Source organism: Paenibacillus sp. 1-8, from assembly GCF_056316205.1.
Genome location: NZ_CM149995.1, coordinates 364550 through 378578, shown reverse-complemented (window position 1 = coordinate 378578; position 14029 = coordinate 364550). Strand labels below are relative to the sequence as shown.

Below are 14029 nucleotides of genomic sequence, written 5' to 3'. Positions count from 1 at the left end.
CTTTGATGAATACAAGTCTGGATCAAAATATTTTGCTACGGGTTGGAGACCTGTCCTTCACCTTCTTGAGCAGCGGTGATGTATACAAAATCGCCCACGGCTCAACCATGATCAATCAACTGCTGACCAATTCCGTCGACGGTTCCCTGAACAACCTGTACTTACGACTGTACCGTCCGTCCGGCGTCAGCATCACTCCCCTGCTTGGAGTCCGTTCACCCGGAGTAGTACGACAAACGGATCAACAGATTATTTGGGAAGGCATTACGTCAGGTGTCGGCTATCAGGTGACATTCACGCTAAGCCGTCTCGGGGTATGGTTCTGGGATGTAACTCTACAGGGCGATGACGTGGAAGCTGATATCGTGTACGGTCAGGATATCGGCATTGCGGATACAGCGGCTGTACGCAGTAATGAAGCTTATCTGTCTCAATATATCGACCATACCGTCTACCAGGACGAACAAAGAGGCTATACGGTTTGCTCCCGTCAAAACCAGCCGCAAAGTCAGGCGTTCCCTTACATCCAGCAAGGCTCGTTGACTCGCACCGTCGGTTATTCGACGGACGGATTTCAGTTCTTTGGGCTTTCGTACAAAGAAACGAACGAACCGGAAGCACTGCGCCGTGATTCGCTCGCCAATGAAGTGTACCAGTACGAATTCGCCTATACGGCGCTGCAATCCGAGCGGGTAAAGCTCGCCGGGGAAGCACGCTTTACCTTTTACGGCCTGTTCCAGCCCAATCATCCGACTGCCGTTACAAAGCTGGAGTACCAGGAACTGGTGACGAAAGCACGCGAAGAAGTAGCAACTATTATGGAGACTGCTTCCGAGACCGCTATCCCGGCACACGCCACAAGGAATCTCCAAACTGGGCGTGTGGCCCCAGCCCGGAACATCGGGGAGCCACTACGCACGCTGGATATGACCGCAGCCGAGTTGGATCAGCTCTTCCCGAAACGACAGGAAGAAGAGCATGACGGCAACACGTTGCTCTCCTTTTTCACGGACAGCTATGAACATGTCGTACTCAAATCCAAAGAGCTTCGTGTAGAGCGTCCCCACGGGCATATTTTAATGGGCGGGCATTACGCGGGAGGTAAGGAAGAAACCATTACAACCACCTCCTATATGTACGGGGTGTTCAACTCCCAGCTTGTGATCGGCAACACAAATTTCAATAAAATGATCACAAACGCGCGTAATGCGCTCAATATTCCAAAAACATCCGGTCAGCGTATCTATGTCGGAATCGGTGGGAAATACCGTTTGCTCACGATGCCTTCCCTGTTCGAGATTGGCTTTAACTATGTGCGCTGGTATTACAAAACCGCTGACGATACGCTCATCATTACAAACCATACCAACGCCGATACGCCAGAAGTACGGCTTCACGTACGCTCGGCAAGCGGCAAAGCCTATCCGTTCCTCGTGACTCAGCAAATGTCCATGCATGTGAACGAATATGAGCTTCCGTTCCATATGGAACGGGATGGCGAGGCCCTGCTCTTCCGCGCAGATCCATCCTCCCTGAGCGCCGAAGCCTATCCGGACCTGTTGTACCAAATGCAGGTACAAGGCGCTCCGTTACAGCAAGTGAGCGACGCTCACACACTGCTACAGGGTACAGCCTTCCCCGATGCATCTCTGGTCGTACTGGAGCTGGGCCACAGCAGCGAATGGACCTGCACCGTGCAAGGCTGGCTGCATGGGCATTCGGCCGGAAAGGGCCAAGCACACGTGGAACGCGATGCCTCTTTCGAGGCTGAGCGTGAGCGCTATCGGCAATATTTTGCCGAGCTGATGAACGGCTTCCATCTGACGCGTAGCGGACATGAAACGAGCGAGCTGTTCCGTGTGAATGCGGTGGCCTGGTGGTATACCCACAATATGCTTGTTCACTATTCCGTGCCTCATGGTCTGGAGCAATACGGTGGTGCAGCTTGGGGAACACGCGATGTATGTCAGGGCCCGGTGGAATATTTTTCGGCCGTACAAAAGTTTGACGAAGTCCGTTCCATTCTGCTGACCGTGTTCAGTCATCAGTACGAGGATAGCGGAAACTGGCCGCAATGGTTTATGTTCGACAACTATACTCGCGTTCAACAAGAAGAGAGCCACGGTGATATTATCGTCTGGCCGCTCAAGGTGCTGGGAGATTATTTGACCGCTACCCGGGATTACAGTATTCTGGAAGAAAATGTACCCTACACCAACCGGCATAGTTTTGATTATACAAAACAGACCGCGACCCTCATGGAACACGCGATGAAGGAAATCAAATATATTCGAGCGAATTTCCTTCATGATACACATTTGTCGGCCTACGGCGACGGCGATTGGGATGACACGCTCCAGCCAGCCAACACCCAACTGAAGCAGTACATGGCGAGCAGTTGGACCGTTGCACTCACCTATCAGGTGGTTAGCAACTTTGCTGCTGCGCTGGAACAGGCCCCGGCAGGCGTCGTAAGCGGAGCCGCCGGGATCGCACAGGAGCTGCACCAGATGGCCGAAGGCATCCGCAAGGACTTTAACCGCTACATGCTGGAGAGCGGTATTATCCCGGGCTTCGTGTATATGGAAGAGCCCGGTCAGCCCAAGCTGATGCTCCATCCGTCCGATACGGAGACGGGGATTCACTACCGCTTGCTGCCGATGACACGCAGCATGATCAGCCAACTGCTCACGCCGGAGCAAGCATTGGCTCATGAGCAGCTCATCCGTGAGCAGTTCCTGTGCCCGGATGGCGTGCGTCTGATGAACCGCCCTGCACAGTACGATGGCGGTGTGAGTTCGCACTTCAAGCGCGCAGAGCAAGCGGCCAACTTCGGACGCGAGGTCGGGCTGCAATATGTGCATGCCCATATCCGCTTCGCGGAAGCAATGGCCAAGCTCGGTCGCAAAGATGACGCCTGGCACAGCCTGAAGCTCATCAACCCGGTCGGCATTCGAGCGTCCGTACCAAACGCCGAATGGCGCCAGAGCAACGCGTATTTCAGCAGCTCGGACGGCAAATTTAATACCCGCTACGAAGCACAAGAGCGGTTTGGTGAACTGCGTGAAGGAGCCGTTCCTGTCAAAGGCGGCTGGAGAATCTATTCCAGCGGTCCAGGGATTTATATGAATCAGCTCATTTCGAATGTCCTTGGTATCCGTCAGTCGGGCGAAGACCTGATCCTGGACCCTGTACTTCCGGATGATCTTGACGGACTGGAATTTGAATTTTCTTTTGCCGGGAAACCCGTTACCTTCGTTTACCGCCTGCTGCAAGAGCATAACAGCGGTGAGCAAGGCCGCGCGGTATTGAACGGAACACCGCTGGAGAGCGAGCCAGCCGACGACAATCGCTACCGTTCGGGTGCCCTGCGCATCAAGCGCAAGACCTTCGAGCAGGCGCTAGCAGAACATGACGGTGTACACCGTCTGGAGATTATTTTATAAATCAGGCATAGAGGCAACAAAGCGATGGCGATCTTGCGGGATCGCCCTTTGCTGCTTGCCCGTCAAGAAGGAGGAAACGATGTGGTCAGCATTAAAGATATCGCCAAACAGGCGGGCGTTTCCATATCTACCGTTTCATACGCTTTGAACGGCAGTGATAAGGTAACAGAAGAGACCTGCGCACGTATTTTAGCCATTGCCAAAGAGCTTAACTATGTGCCGAATGCCGCCGCACGTAATCTCAAAAAAAGGGAAACCAAAATTATCGGCGTCTTCCTAACCGATTTCCGCGGAGACGTTTATGGAGATTTGCTGTATGGCATCAAGGAGATTTTGAACCGAAAAGACTATGACCTCATCGTATGCAGCGGCAAGCAATCCCACCGAATGCTGCCGGAGCGCATGATCGATGGAGCCATCATACTGGATCAGACGTTCGATAGTCAGGAACTGCTGAACTACGCCGAGCGTGGGCATAAAATTGTCGTACTTGACCGCGAGTTAAATCATCCCAACATTAACCAGGTGCTGCTGGATAACAAAGCAGGTGCCGCTCTCGCGGTGGAGCATCTGCTGGAAATGGGACACCGCAAGCTGTATGTTGTCACTGGACCAGACGGCTCTTATGATTCATGGCAGCGTATGCAGGCGGTCAAACAGACGATCGAGCGCAGCGGCACCGCCGAAATGATCGAAATTGGCGGCGATTTTGAGAAATCGGGCGGCGAACAGGCGGCCGAGATCATTTTGCAGCAACATGCCAGCCCGGATTCGGGACCCGTCGCGGTATTCTGTCTCAATGATGAGATGGCAGTAGGCTTTTACAATCGAATGGCTCAGTCGGAGCTTACCATCGGCAAGGACATTCATATCGTCGGCTTTGATAATATCGAGCTGGCACAATATATTCAGCCCCGTCTGACGACCATTGACTATTCCAAGCGCAAATGGGGCGCTGTAGCTGCCGAGCAGGTTCTCAAAATCATTGCCGGGGAAGACGACGTGGAGCATGAACGGCTGTACGTTACACTCGTCCAAAGGGAATCCGCAGGCGCAGCATTCAGCAATCCAGATCAACAGAATGCCTGATGAACACAGCAGAAGCCTCCAATTACACGCTATCCTGCAAAAAAAGAACTTCCACTGCCCCGGAACACGGGTTGGAAGTTCTTTTAGTCATGCTTATTTTTCAACCTAACCAATCCTCAAGCAAATTCATCAACGACCGTAAGGGATTGCCAATCGCCTGACCCGTCTCCAGTTCCACCTGCAATGCAGCATCAACCATAGATAACTGCGCCACAGCCAGGGTTCTGTCTGGATCAGCCTCTCTCAGTTCATGCAATGCACGAACCAGCACTTCCATATATTCGTCTTTGCGACCTTGCATAATCAGTTCAAAAGCGTGCTCCACCACCTTGACCTCTATCAACGAAGAGATATCTGGCTTGCCTAACAGGGCCGCTATATGATAAAGACGCTTCATCGTTCCCTCTACAGTAGCCGGATTCGTAAATACCAAGGTCCGTGGCAACAGATCATCGCATATCTCATGGAAAAAGGGCTCATCCAGCGTTATCACGGGTGTAGGTATTGTCAATTGAACCTTTTCCGCCAAGACTATATAATTCGTGCACGTAATCAAAATTACATCTACGCCGCTTTGGCCCATCCATTCTAGCTGCTCTTCTACCTTCCGACTGGCATCCGCTGCCGAAAAGTCTGGATCAGATGAAACTCTGTACATGAGTGCAGGGTCCACAAAATGCTCCAGTTCTACCTCATAAGGAGCAAAAGCCCGTTCCACATAGGCAATATTCGAGTGATGCGCATGCAGGCAGCCTACCCTCTGTTTAAAACTTCCCATCATCCCATCCCCACTCATCATGTTTCCATCATTTTAGCAGGGATAGGGTAGTTAGGGAATCACCTTAAGTATCAGTCATGCCGTGAATGTCGTTTTTAAAATTTTCCGTTCGTATTTTTCCACTCTGCTTTAGCCGGAATGTCCTGAACTACATCCCAATGCTCTGCCACTTTGCCGTCCTCTACACGCCACATATCATAGACAGCAGTCGTGTTCCCCTCAGGCGATTTGGTCTCGCTCACAGCCAGTACGAAGTTTCCTTCTCCAATGACCATATGCACCTTATCGTATCCAGAGGAATTCCCCTGGTTTCCATTTGCTGCGGGGAATAGTTGCTTCAGAACGGAAACACCGTCGCCAAAAAAGGGATTATGCTGAATGTAATGATCACCATTATAATAGCTTTCCAGTGCGGCGCGGTTCTTGCCAACCAGAATATCATCGACAAACTTGCGGATCAACGCTTTGTTCGTCTCGGTTTTATTGCGATCTGTGATTTGAGTTGCTCCGTCAATCATCGTACGTCCACTTGGATTGGCTGGAGCCGAATCTTGAATGTTGTCCCAATGCTCAACGATTTTACCATTGCTATCGAAGCGGAAAATATCAAAAACAATGCTTGATTTCCCTGCAATTGTCGTTTTATAATGAACCGCTACAAAATTCCCATCCTGAAGCACACGGTGGATTTCAATCTTTGTATTAGCTTCCTTTAATTGACTTATTCCTTTCAGCAAGGCATCTCTCCCGCTGGCAAAGCTCAGATTGTGCTGAATGTACTGATCCTTGCTGATCCAAGTCTCGGCCGCTTTCGTGTCTCCGGTTTCAAAGCTTTTCAGGATTTCAACGACCTTATCCTTATTGCTCACCCCGATTTGCACCGTTTGGCTGGCCGGGTCCCAAATCACTTGCTTGCCCCACGCTTCTTTGACGACATCAACCGGAACATAGGTTACCCCTTGTTTCGTCAAGATGGTCGAGGTGGACAGCGGTACCTTAATCCCGTTGATTTGCGCTTCCGGACTGCCTGACACCAGTACAACCGTCGCCTGATCATACCGAATGGTCGTGCTTTGACGCGCCGTATTGAACGTAATATGCTTGGAATCCAGCGGGATCCCCAAACTGGAGGCCAGTTGTCTCAAAGGAATTAAGACCTGCTTATTTCTCACGATAGGAGCGATCTTGTAAGCCTCTTTCTTGCCATCTACCCAAACCTGGATACCTGTAGCGGGTTTTACCTCGGCAGCTAAAGCAGGCACAGCAGAAGACAGCACGAGCAAGCCAGCGAGTGCAGCGGTAACCGTATGTTTTTTCATGAATGTAAGCCCCTCTCATCTTGTAAAATAATATAGAAAACGATTTCCTTATATGTAACTACTTAGGTTACACCTTACCACGAAAAAGAAGAATTTACAACATCCTACCCTATCCTTTAAACCCCGATGGATTCTTTTGAAACTTCAATGCCCCCTCCTTTCAAACTTTTATATTTGCAGCCGGTAAAACAGCAAGCTACAACCTTAGAATAAAGGATACCGTGGTTAATAACAATGTATGTTTATGGGCTAACAGATGAATTTATGATAAAGCCACAAATAAGCGGGTTCTATCACCAAGCGAATGAACGCTTTTGAACAGAAAACCCGCTTCTTTACACGACATATACCCTTTAGACCGATAACGTTCTCCGAAACTTAATGAAGCTCCCAATTCGCCAGATGGAGATATAGACGAGTGCCATCGTAATCGCCAATACACTAATCTCGGTCGTACCCAAGCTGCTGAGATATTGGGTCAAAATAATGCGAATTAAGATAATGGCAATAATAATGTATTTAAAATATTTGTTCGGTTTGGGATAGATATGGCCGTCGTCCCGTCTCTCATATGCCGTATGCAGCAGAATGACGTAACCAAACACCGCACCTAACAGCCCGGCAGCCAATAGCTCCCAAAAGGCGGGAAGCACATGCGTTTGACCGGGAATATGCATCAATTGGTACACAGACATCATCATGAGTGGGAATGCGATAAATAAGGGGAGCAAAAGACGGACTCCGTTTCCTTTTACCGGTCCCCCTCGTCTTTTGGCTCTCAACCAGATCATCAGCCCCACCAAAACAGCCAACAATGCATAGATGAATATCGTCGTCATGGTGAAACTCCTTTCCTATATATCTTTTGAGACGATGCTAAATCGACAGTTTCTTCTCCAGCAAATAAGCGTTCAGCCGGATTATTGCATATGCAGCCAACCAACTGATCAACACAGCAACCGGGAAGTGCCATGTAAAGGGAAGCCATTGCCCCGCATAGGCATGGTCAAACTGCTTATAAATCCCTTGCTCGCTTGACCAATAAAAGACGCTCCCTCCACCCATCAACACAATCCAGAGAATCGGGCTGATCGGTCTCCATGTGCTGAATTTTGTACTAACTGTAAGCAGACCAAGCGCAATAACAAACGGGGTGAACGCGATAATCACCACAAACCAGTTAAATCCGGCAATGACAAAGGACGCTGCATCCGCAAACGTGTAAGGCTGTATGGTCGATGAGATGAACAGCGCGTACAGGGAACCCACCACAAACAGGAGCAATATCACGACAATAGTTTGTAAAATAGTAGCAACCCATTTGGCGCTAATCAGCCACATGCGCGGATAAGGAAGGGTCAGCCACCATCCGTAGGTGTCATTTTCCCATTCTCTTCTCAGACTTCCCACACCCATAAAAATGATCATGTACGGCAAGCCCAGGGTGACATACCACAGCCTTGTCAATTCGAGTTGGTTGTGAAGCGCGAAATACAAGGAAATAACGAACGCCGCAATTAGAAATAGCGAGAAATAAACAAGTCTCCATGATCTGGGCAGTCGATTCCGGCTCTGCTTTCTCCAGCTACCTTTATTTCGAAATTCATGGCGTATCAATTCTTTGAACAGCCCTGATGAATTCACACCTTCCACTCCTTTTTGTACAAATTGCGGAACACCTGATTCAGTGATCCATGCTCTCCACGCAGATCATCCGAATCACCGGACCATATCACCCGCCCGCGGTCCATCATGACCGTGTAGTCAAACAAGCCTTCCACTTCCTGAATATCATGCGTACTCATGAGTATGGATTGCTGCCGATCCTCCAAATAATCAATAATACCAGCTACGATTGCTTCTCTGGAAAGGACATCAATACCCGCAAACGGTTCATCCAGGATCATGAGCGGAACCTCACGCGCCAGACACAGAATCAGCAGCACACGTGCCTCCTGCCGCGGCTCAACCCGGCCATTTTCAACTCCAGCTCCACGTCCATATGATCAGCCAGCTTATGCGCATCCTTCATATTAAAGCCAGGCAAAAAGGACTGTCCCCACTCCAGTGTCTGCTGAACCGTATGATTGGGGTACCAGCGAGCCCGGTCAGGCAGGTAGGATATGCCACGGTTGGTTTCCCAGCCGGGTCTTTGCCCCAGCACCTCAAGACTGCCTCCGTCCGGCTGAATCAATCCGGTGATCGCCCGAAAAAAGCTGGACTTACCGCAGCCATTAGGCCCAAGCACCCCTACAATGCGGCCTGCAGGAATGACGACATCCAATTGATCCAGCGCCTTTTTACTGCCATATTGCTTCGTGATATGGTTCGCAACCACAATAGATTCCGTCATGCCCCTTCGCCTCCTTCCTCATCATTCCCGTTCTGTTTGCTTGCTATATACCGCTGTACATCCTCCCATGACAGCCCCAGACTGCTCATCTGTCCCAGGAACTGATCTATATACGTCAGGGCCAGTTGTTCCCGAAAGTTGTCTACCCGCTCACTGGACGACGTAACATAGGTTCCCAAGCCGCGCCGCTTCTCGGTCAGTCCGTCCCGCTCCAGCTCCTGATAAGCCCGCATCACTGTATTCGGATTCATACGCAATTCCTGTGCCAGATCACGAACGGACGGCATTTTGCTTCCCATTTCAATCTCCCCTTTGGCAATGGAGCTTCGTACCTGATTTAATATCTGTTCATATAATGGCTGGCTAAAATCAATTAGAAACCGAAGCGAGCCAACCCTTTGCTCTTCCATGGGTGTTTCCCCCTAATCCGCTGCATCTATCGTGCATATAGTGTATTGTATCACTTAATACACGTAATACAAGTATATTTTTAGTTGAGATTTTAGTCATACCGTTCAAAAACCTATTCAGCAAATGTTCAGCTTGCGCTCAGACAGCATTGTACTCCACTGGCGCAGCCCATACTGCTTCAACTACACCTAAGAAGGCTCCAATTGTAGACAAAACTCAGGCACCTAAATAATGGGAAGATTTAAGGGGTGAAAAAAAAGACCCTGTATTATCAGGATCTTTCATCATTTCATGCCGTGTATAACTTAGTAGCGATAATCATCATAGGAGTTACGATCTTGATAACGCGGCTGTTGAGCTGCTGTAACCATCAAAAATATACCTGAAAGCAAATGCATCAACCAACCCACGAACGGAATCCATCCAACAACAGAGGTCACGATGCCCAAGATAGATCCATAATAGGCCTCCTTGTTTACCACAGATAGCACTAATGTAACAATATGGAGAATCATCATAAAGAACAACACGGTATACACGGAGTTTACGACGATGAGTCCGCCCAAAACAGGAATAGCTAAAAATAGCTCTAAACCGCCTGTAATCCATTTTAAAGTTTTTGATGGTGCCATTGTTCCACTCTCCCGGTGCTATTTCATCCCATCATTATATCTTATCGCTATGCTGGATGACATACATTTTTTAACAATCAATATGTTTAAATCGTGACTGCTGCTATCCCTTTTTCGTATGAGCTAAGCCCTAACTACATACATGTGAGAAAGAACGAATTTTTGTGACTCCAAAGGGGTGAACGCATTGGGATATTATATCGAGGTGGAACGCAGCGGTCATGCTGTATTCTACGATGCGCCTCCCCGAATTTAATTCCACCTTACTGAGCATACTATCTCAACCTTCCCCCATGCCATAATCGGAGAACTAGGACATTCATATGTGCAAAAAAAATAGCACCTTGCGGTGCGTTCTCCAAAAAACAAAAAAGACGCCTCAGCGCCGTAAGCGGCTATGGGGCATCCTTCACTACAAACATATATCCCATTAGGATTGTTTGGTATGATTAAAGCTCGTATTATTCAAAATGGCCAGCTTTTTCTCGCCCTTCACCATGGCAGAACCGCAAATGGGGCATGTCGGCTCGACAGAAAAAGCGAAGTTATCCCGCATCCATCCATTGCACGTATCGCTGGCGCAATTCCAGACAGTTGTAATTTCCTCAGGAATCTCATCCATTGGCTTTTTCCGTGAATTGTACATAAACATCCCTCTTTCTTCATGATTTATAAAGCGATAAGATGTAATCAGTTCAAAAACGGCCTTGTGAACAGATAAAAACAAATGCCCCAAACGCTATGTTCGGGGCATCTGAAGTAGGCTGTAATTTTAAATTACAGTTTTACAACGTTCTCAGCTTGTGGTCCACGGTTTCCTTCAACTACGTTGAATTCTACGCGTTGGCCTTCGTCCAAAGATTTGAAGCCGTCGCCTTGGATTGCGGAGAAGTGAACGAATACGTCGCTTCCACCTTCAACCTCGATGAAACCAAAACCTTTTTCTGCGTTAAACCATTTTACTGTACCTGTTTGCATGGAATTACCTCCAAAATGTATTTATATGACCTTTATTTTTTACAAATAAAAATTCACATATTGTACAAGGTTATTTCAACCTAAAACAATAGCCCTCTACAATATGCGAATCTCAGGTCACAATTTCAATATACTCATATTACCATAAGTGTATTGAAAACGCAAGCACTGGTGAAATTTAAATTATGCGGATTGCTCTTGTCCTCTATTTATGTGTTCAAGCTGTATTCATCAGGCGATAGTCAATCATCAACGCCTACTTAAAACAGTATATCCGCAACTGCTTTTTATTATACCAGCAAATGAAAAATAAATATACAAAACATTATGCAGAAGACGAACTTTTTCAAAATAGCCGTCTTCTGCATCCACTCTGTTGCGTTACCTTTTAACCAGCATCAAAGACCTGCCAATGCCTTAATTTCATCTGTTGTCAGCGCTTTGTTATACAATTGAACCTCATCCAGACTTCCATTAAAGTTAGCATCGGCGGCAAAGCGGCTTTTACCGAGATAAGCCTCGCTCGTCAGGAGTTCTCTCGGGTTAAAGGTAACGCTGTCATTAACAGCTACCTCTTCACCGTTTACATACAGCTTCCCTGTATTCCCCTCCAGTGTAACCGCTACATGCGTCCACTGGTTCAAGGGCAGCGGTGCTTTGGAAAGCAAGCTTTGATCCGTACCTTCATAAATCGTAAACTGTAGCACACCGCTTCCTTGGGATGGGGTCAGGAACATATGGCGGCTCTGCCCATTTCCGAAGTCAAAAATTCGCTGCCAGGCTGCGCCGCCCTTCCAGTTTACCCAAGCAGAAAAAGTAAAGTCCTCCGCATCTGTTACCGTACCCGGCAGCTGCACATAGCCATCCTTGCCGTTTAAAGCAAGAGCTCCACCGGATTTGCCTTCCTTGTCCCATGTGGCTCCCCCGAATGCCTTGCCATCATAGTTGTTGTATGTGCTGTCCACGACCGTTGTCCCTTGATCCTCACTCCATGAATAGTGCGCGAGCTGCGGACCTTGAGCCTGTTCGGGAACAATGGCCTGGAAGCTTTTCTTCGCCGTTGCTTTGTCTTTTTTAATGGTCGCGGTCAATGTGACCGTTGCAGGCTGGGAGCCCGCTTCTGGACGGTACACTTCACCTGTCACGGAAATGTTCTCAGGACGTGAGGACTCCCACGAAATGGTGGTATCTTGTGTAGCTTGAGTAGGCAGCGTCAGATTATAAAAAACGTTGCTCAAATCGCCCAGACTCAGATCCTTCTGCACAGCAGCCACAATCTTGCTGGCCTTCAGTTCAGGCTTTAGCGTACCCCATACCGCAACACCCTTGGAGGATAGCGCAGTGAAAGCAAGCGTCTTGGTGCCCGTATCTGGATCAAAGTGCCGCAGGAACACGCCTTTGTACTTTGTACCATCCGCTGTAATCTCCAACTGGTTACCTGTGCCAAGCTTCCATGTACCGTTCGCTCCGCCGGACAGTTTGCCGCCGCTATCCAAATTGACGGTCAGAGCTTGCTTAATATTGGCCGAAATTTCTTTTCCGTGATTTACATACGAGTAATGACCAAGGACATCCTTTTCCGACAACTTTTTAAGAGAATCCTCATCTCCCGAATAACGATAAGGATTAACTACGGGCCAACCGTCAGCGTTCATGAACATTTCATGCACGCGTACCTCAAATTCCTCGCCCCGTCCCGGAAAACGGGAATGGAAGATCAGAAAATGCTTCTTGGTCTTGGGATCGTAATAAGCCGAGTTATGTCCGGGAGAAACATAGCCTGTACCCAGTCCTGTACCCGGATCACCGACTTCCCTTGGAATCAGGTAATTCCCTATCAGCTTGACACCGTACGGCTCAATGGAAGCGTCATCAAAAAGAGGTTTGTCAGGGTTCGCCTTGACCTTGATCATGTCGTTGCCCTCAGCATCGTAAAAAGGACCATCCGGTGTTTTGGAGCGAGCCACACGTAGGTTGTATCCGCCATCTGCCGACAAGCCGCCATAAGACAGGAACAAGTAATAATAGTCTGTTTGCGGACTATATTGTATGTACGGCCCTTCCATACGGGCATGGTTACCGCCTGTCAGCTTTTTTCCATATCCTTGTCCGGGCAGCGGCTTCCCTGTTTTCTCATCCATTTTCAGAATAAAGATGCCTCCTGAATAGGACCCGTATACCATCCACAGCTTGCCGTTCTTATCATAAAAAGTATCCGGGTCCACGACATTTGGATGCTTGGTCGCATCATAGACGGTTCCGTCCTCACTCGGTTGTCCCCACATGCCGGATTTCAGGAAAATCCCTTTGTTCTTGTAGGGTCCTTCGATTTTGTCAGCCACCGCTACACCCATCGCAGAGCGCGGAGAGTCACCTTTGCAGGCATTATAGTACATATAAAACTTGCCGTCCGCCAGTTGAATGACATCGGCTGCCCACAACGTATCAGTCTGCGCCCATTCTAGCACTTCTTTTAATTCCTCTTTGACGTTCGGAATCAATACGTTGCCATTTGCTACTCCTGTAGCAATCGTATCCCAATTCATGAGATCCTTGGACTTGGCAGCCGCCAAATGAGAGCCAAAAATATAAAAGGTATCTTTCACCTTCAGAATGGAAGGATCATGCACGGAGGTTTCCTTGAAAGAGGCCGCCACCTTTTTGCTCTGAATTGTAACGTTCTCCTGACTCTGATCTTGAAGTGTAATCTGTCCCGCATTCTGAATCCCATCTGTATTCGGGTTGAGCGTTTGCTCCGCGCCTGCAAAAGAGGCAGGTAACAGCAAAGCACCTGCCAGAGAAGCTGCCGTTACTTTGCGGAAAAATAATCGTTTCATTAACTAATCTCCTCTCGATTTGAACAAACCTGGTTAATCAGCGGTCAGGCTTCTATTGTATTTTGATTCGTTTATTTCCCTCTTGAAATAGATACTCATCATCACCCCCGGCAGGTATTAAAGCGCTTTCAATTTGTTTAAAAATGAAAACCCTTCTCTCTAAGAAGGGCGGCTCAAACCTGACTG

The 14029-nt window shown here is 48.5% G+C and carries 11 protein-coding genes and 1 pseudogene; 2 read left to right on the top strand and 10 right to left on the bottom strand.

The genetic code is table 11. The features are described 5' to 3' along the window. Positions 1 to 5 precede the first annotated feature (5 nt). Both AC0WRU_RS01695 and AC0WRU_RS01690 read left to right on the top strand, forming a co-directional pair. The gene (locus tag AC0WRU_RS01695) at positions 6 to 3446 is read left to right on the top strand and encodes a GH36-type glycosyl hydrolase domain-containing protein (protein WP_476126974.1); all 3441 of its coding nucleotides are present in this window, start codon (positions 6 to 8) and stop codon (positions 3444 to 3446) included. An 81-nt stretch (positions 3447 to 3527) separates the two neighbouring features. Continuing rightward, positions 3528 to 4535 carry a LacI family DNA-binding transcriptional regulator gene (locus tag AC0WRU_RS01690; RefSeq protein WP_476128533.1) on the top strand — a complete coding sequence of 336 codons (1008 nt, stop codon included), beginning with the start codon at positions 3528 to 3530 and terminating at the stop codon, positions 4533 to 4535. Between the two features lie 100 nt (positions 4536 to 4635). Here the strand turns inward: AC0WRU_RS01690 and AC0WRU_RS01685 are convergent, their stop codons facing one another. The 10 genes and pseudogenes from AC0WRU_RS01685 to AC0WRU_RS01640 all read right to left on the bottom strand — a co-directional run bounded on the left by AC0WRU_RS01685 (position 4636) and on the right by AC0WRU_RS01640 (position 13843). Beyond that, positions 4636 to 5313 carry a hypothetical protein gene (locus AC0WRU_RS01685; RefSeq protein WP_476128532.1) on the bottom strand — a complete coding sequence of 226 codons (678 nt, stop codon included), beginning with the start codon at positions 5311 to 5313 and terminating at the stop codon, positions 4636 to 4638. A 95-nt stretch (positions 5314 to 5408) separates the two neighbouring features. Beyond that, a complete protein-coding gene (locus tag AC0WRU_RS01680) occupies positions 5409 to 6632 on the bottom strand; it encodes a stalk domain-containing protein (protein ID WP_476126973.1) in 1224 nt (407 codons plus the stop codon). A 353-nt stretch (positions 6633 to 6985) separates the two neighbouring features. Next, entirely contained in the window at positions 6986 to 7471 is a 486-nt protein-coding gene (locus AC0WRU_RS01675) for a cytochrome c biogenesis protein CcdC (protein WP_476126972.1), read from the bottom strand. Between the two features lie 37 nt (positions 7472 to 7508). Continuing rightward, positions 7509 to 8276, bottom strand: a complete 768-nt coding sequence (locus AC0WRU_RS01670) for an ABC transporter permease subunit (RefSeq protein WP_476126971.1) — start codon at positions 8274 to 8276, stop codon at positions 7509 to 7511. Then, positions 8273 to 8985, bottom strand: a pseudogene (locus AC0WRU_RS01665) (ABC transporter ATP-binding protein). The gene AC0WRU_RS01670 and the pseudogene AC0WRU_RS01665 overlap by 4 nt, the downstream one beginning before the upstream one ends. After that, complete coding sequence (locus tag AC0WRU_RS01660) at positions 8982 to 9395, bottom strand: GntR family transcriptional regulator (RefSeq protein ID WP_354454782.1); 414 nt, start codon at positions 9393 to 9395, stop codon at positions 8982 to 8984. The pseudogene AC0WRU_RS01665 and the gene AC0WRU_RS01660 overlap by 4 nt, the downstream one beginning before the upstream one ends. 306 nt (positions 9396 to 9701) lie before the next feature. After that, positions 9702 to 10028: a hypothetical protein gene (locus AC0WRU_RS01655; protein WP_025684437.1), complete on the bottom strand. Its 327-nt coding sequence runs from the start codon at positions 10026 to 10028 to the stop codon at positions 9702 to 9704. Between the two features lie 430 nt (positions 10029 to 10458). Beyond that, on the bottom strand, positions 10459 to 10674 hold the full coding sequence (locus AC0WRU_RS01650) for a cold-shock protein (protein WP_430041587.1): 216 nt from the start codon (positions 10672 to 10674) through the stop codon (positions 10459 to 10461). 131 nt (positions 10675 to 10805) lie between these two features. Beyond that, positions 10806 to 11006: a cold-shock protein CspD gene (gene cspD, locus AC0WRU_RS01645; protein WP_013308356.1), complete on the bottom strand. Its 201-nt coding sequence runs from the start codon at positions 11004 to 11006 to the stop codon at positions 10806 to 10808. 398 nt (positions 11007 to 11404) lie between these two features. After that, on the bottom strand, positions 11405 to 13843 hold the full coding sequence (locus AC0WRU_RS01640; RefSeq protein ID WP_476126969.1) for a LamG-like jellyroll fold domain-containing protein: 2439 nt from the start codon (positions 13841 to 13843) through the stop codon (positions 11405 to 11407). Positions 13844 to 14029: the final 186 nt, after the last annotated feature.

Bases quoted from the DNA above. Each gene is read 5' to 3' on its own strand.
- AC0WRU_RS01695 (WP_476126974.1), top strand. From the start codon at position 6: ATGAATACAAGTCTGGATCAAAATATTTTGCTACGGGTTGGAGACCTG.
- AC0WRU_RS01685 (WP_476128532.1), bottom strand. From the start codon at position 5,313: ATGGGAAGTTTTAAACAGAGGGTAGGCTGCCTGCATGCGCATCACTCG.
- AC0WRU_RS01680 (WP_476126973.1), bottom strand. From the start codon at position 6,632: ATGAAAAAACATACGGTTACCGCTGCACTCGCTGGCTTGCTCGTGCTG.
- AC0WRU_RS01675 (WP_476126972.1), bottom strand. From the start codon at position 7,471: ATGACGACGATATTCATCTATGCATTGTTGGCTGTTTTGGTGGGGCTG.
- AC0WRU_RS01660 (WP_354454782.1), bottom strand. From the start codon at position 9,395: ATGGAAGAGCAAAGGGTTGGCTCGCTTCGGTTTCTAATTGATTTTAGC.
- AC0WRU_RS01655 (WP_025684437.1), bottom strand. From the start codon at position 10,028: ATGGCACCATCAAAAACTTTAAAATGGATTACAGGCGGTTTAGAGCTA.
- AC0WRU_RS01650 (WP_430041587.1), bottom strand. From the start codon at position 10,674: ATGTACAATTCACGGAAAAAGCCAATGGATGAGATTCCTGAGGAAATT.
- cspD (WP_013308356.1), bottom strand. From the start codon at position 11,006: ATGCAAACAGGTACAGTAAAATGGTTTAACGCAGAAAAAGGTTTTGGT.
- AC0WRU_RS01640 (WP_476126969.1), bottom strand. From the start codon at position 13,843: ATGAAACGATTATTTTTCCGCAAAGTAACGGCAGCTTCTCTGGCAGGT.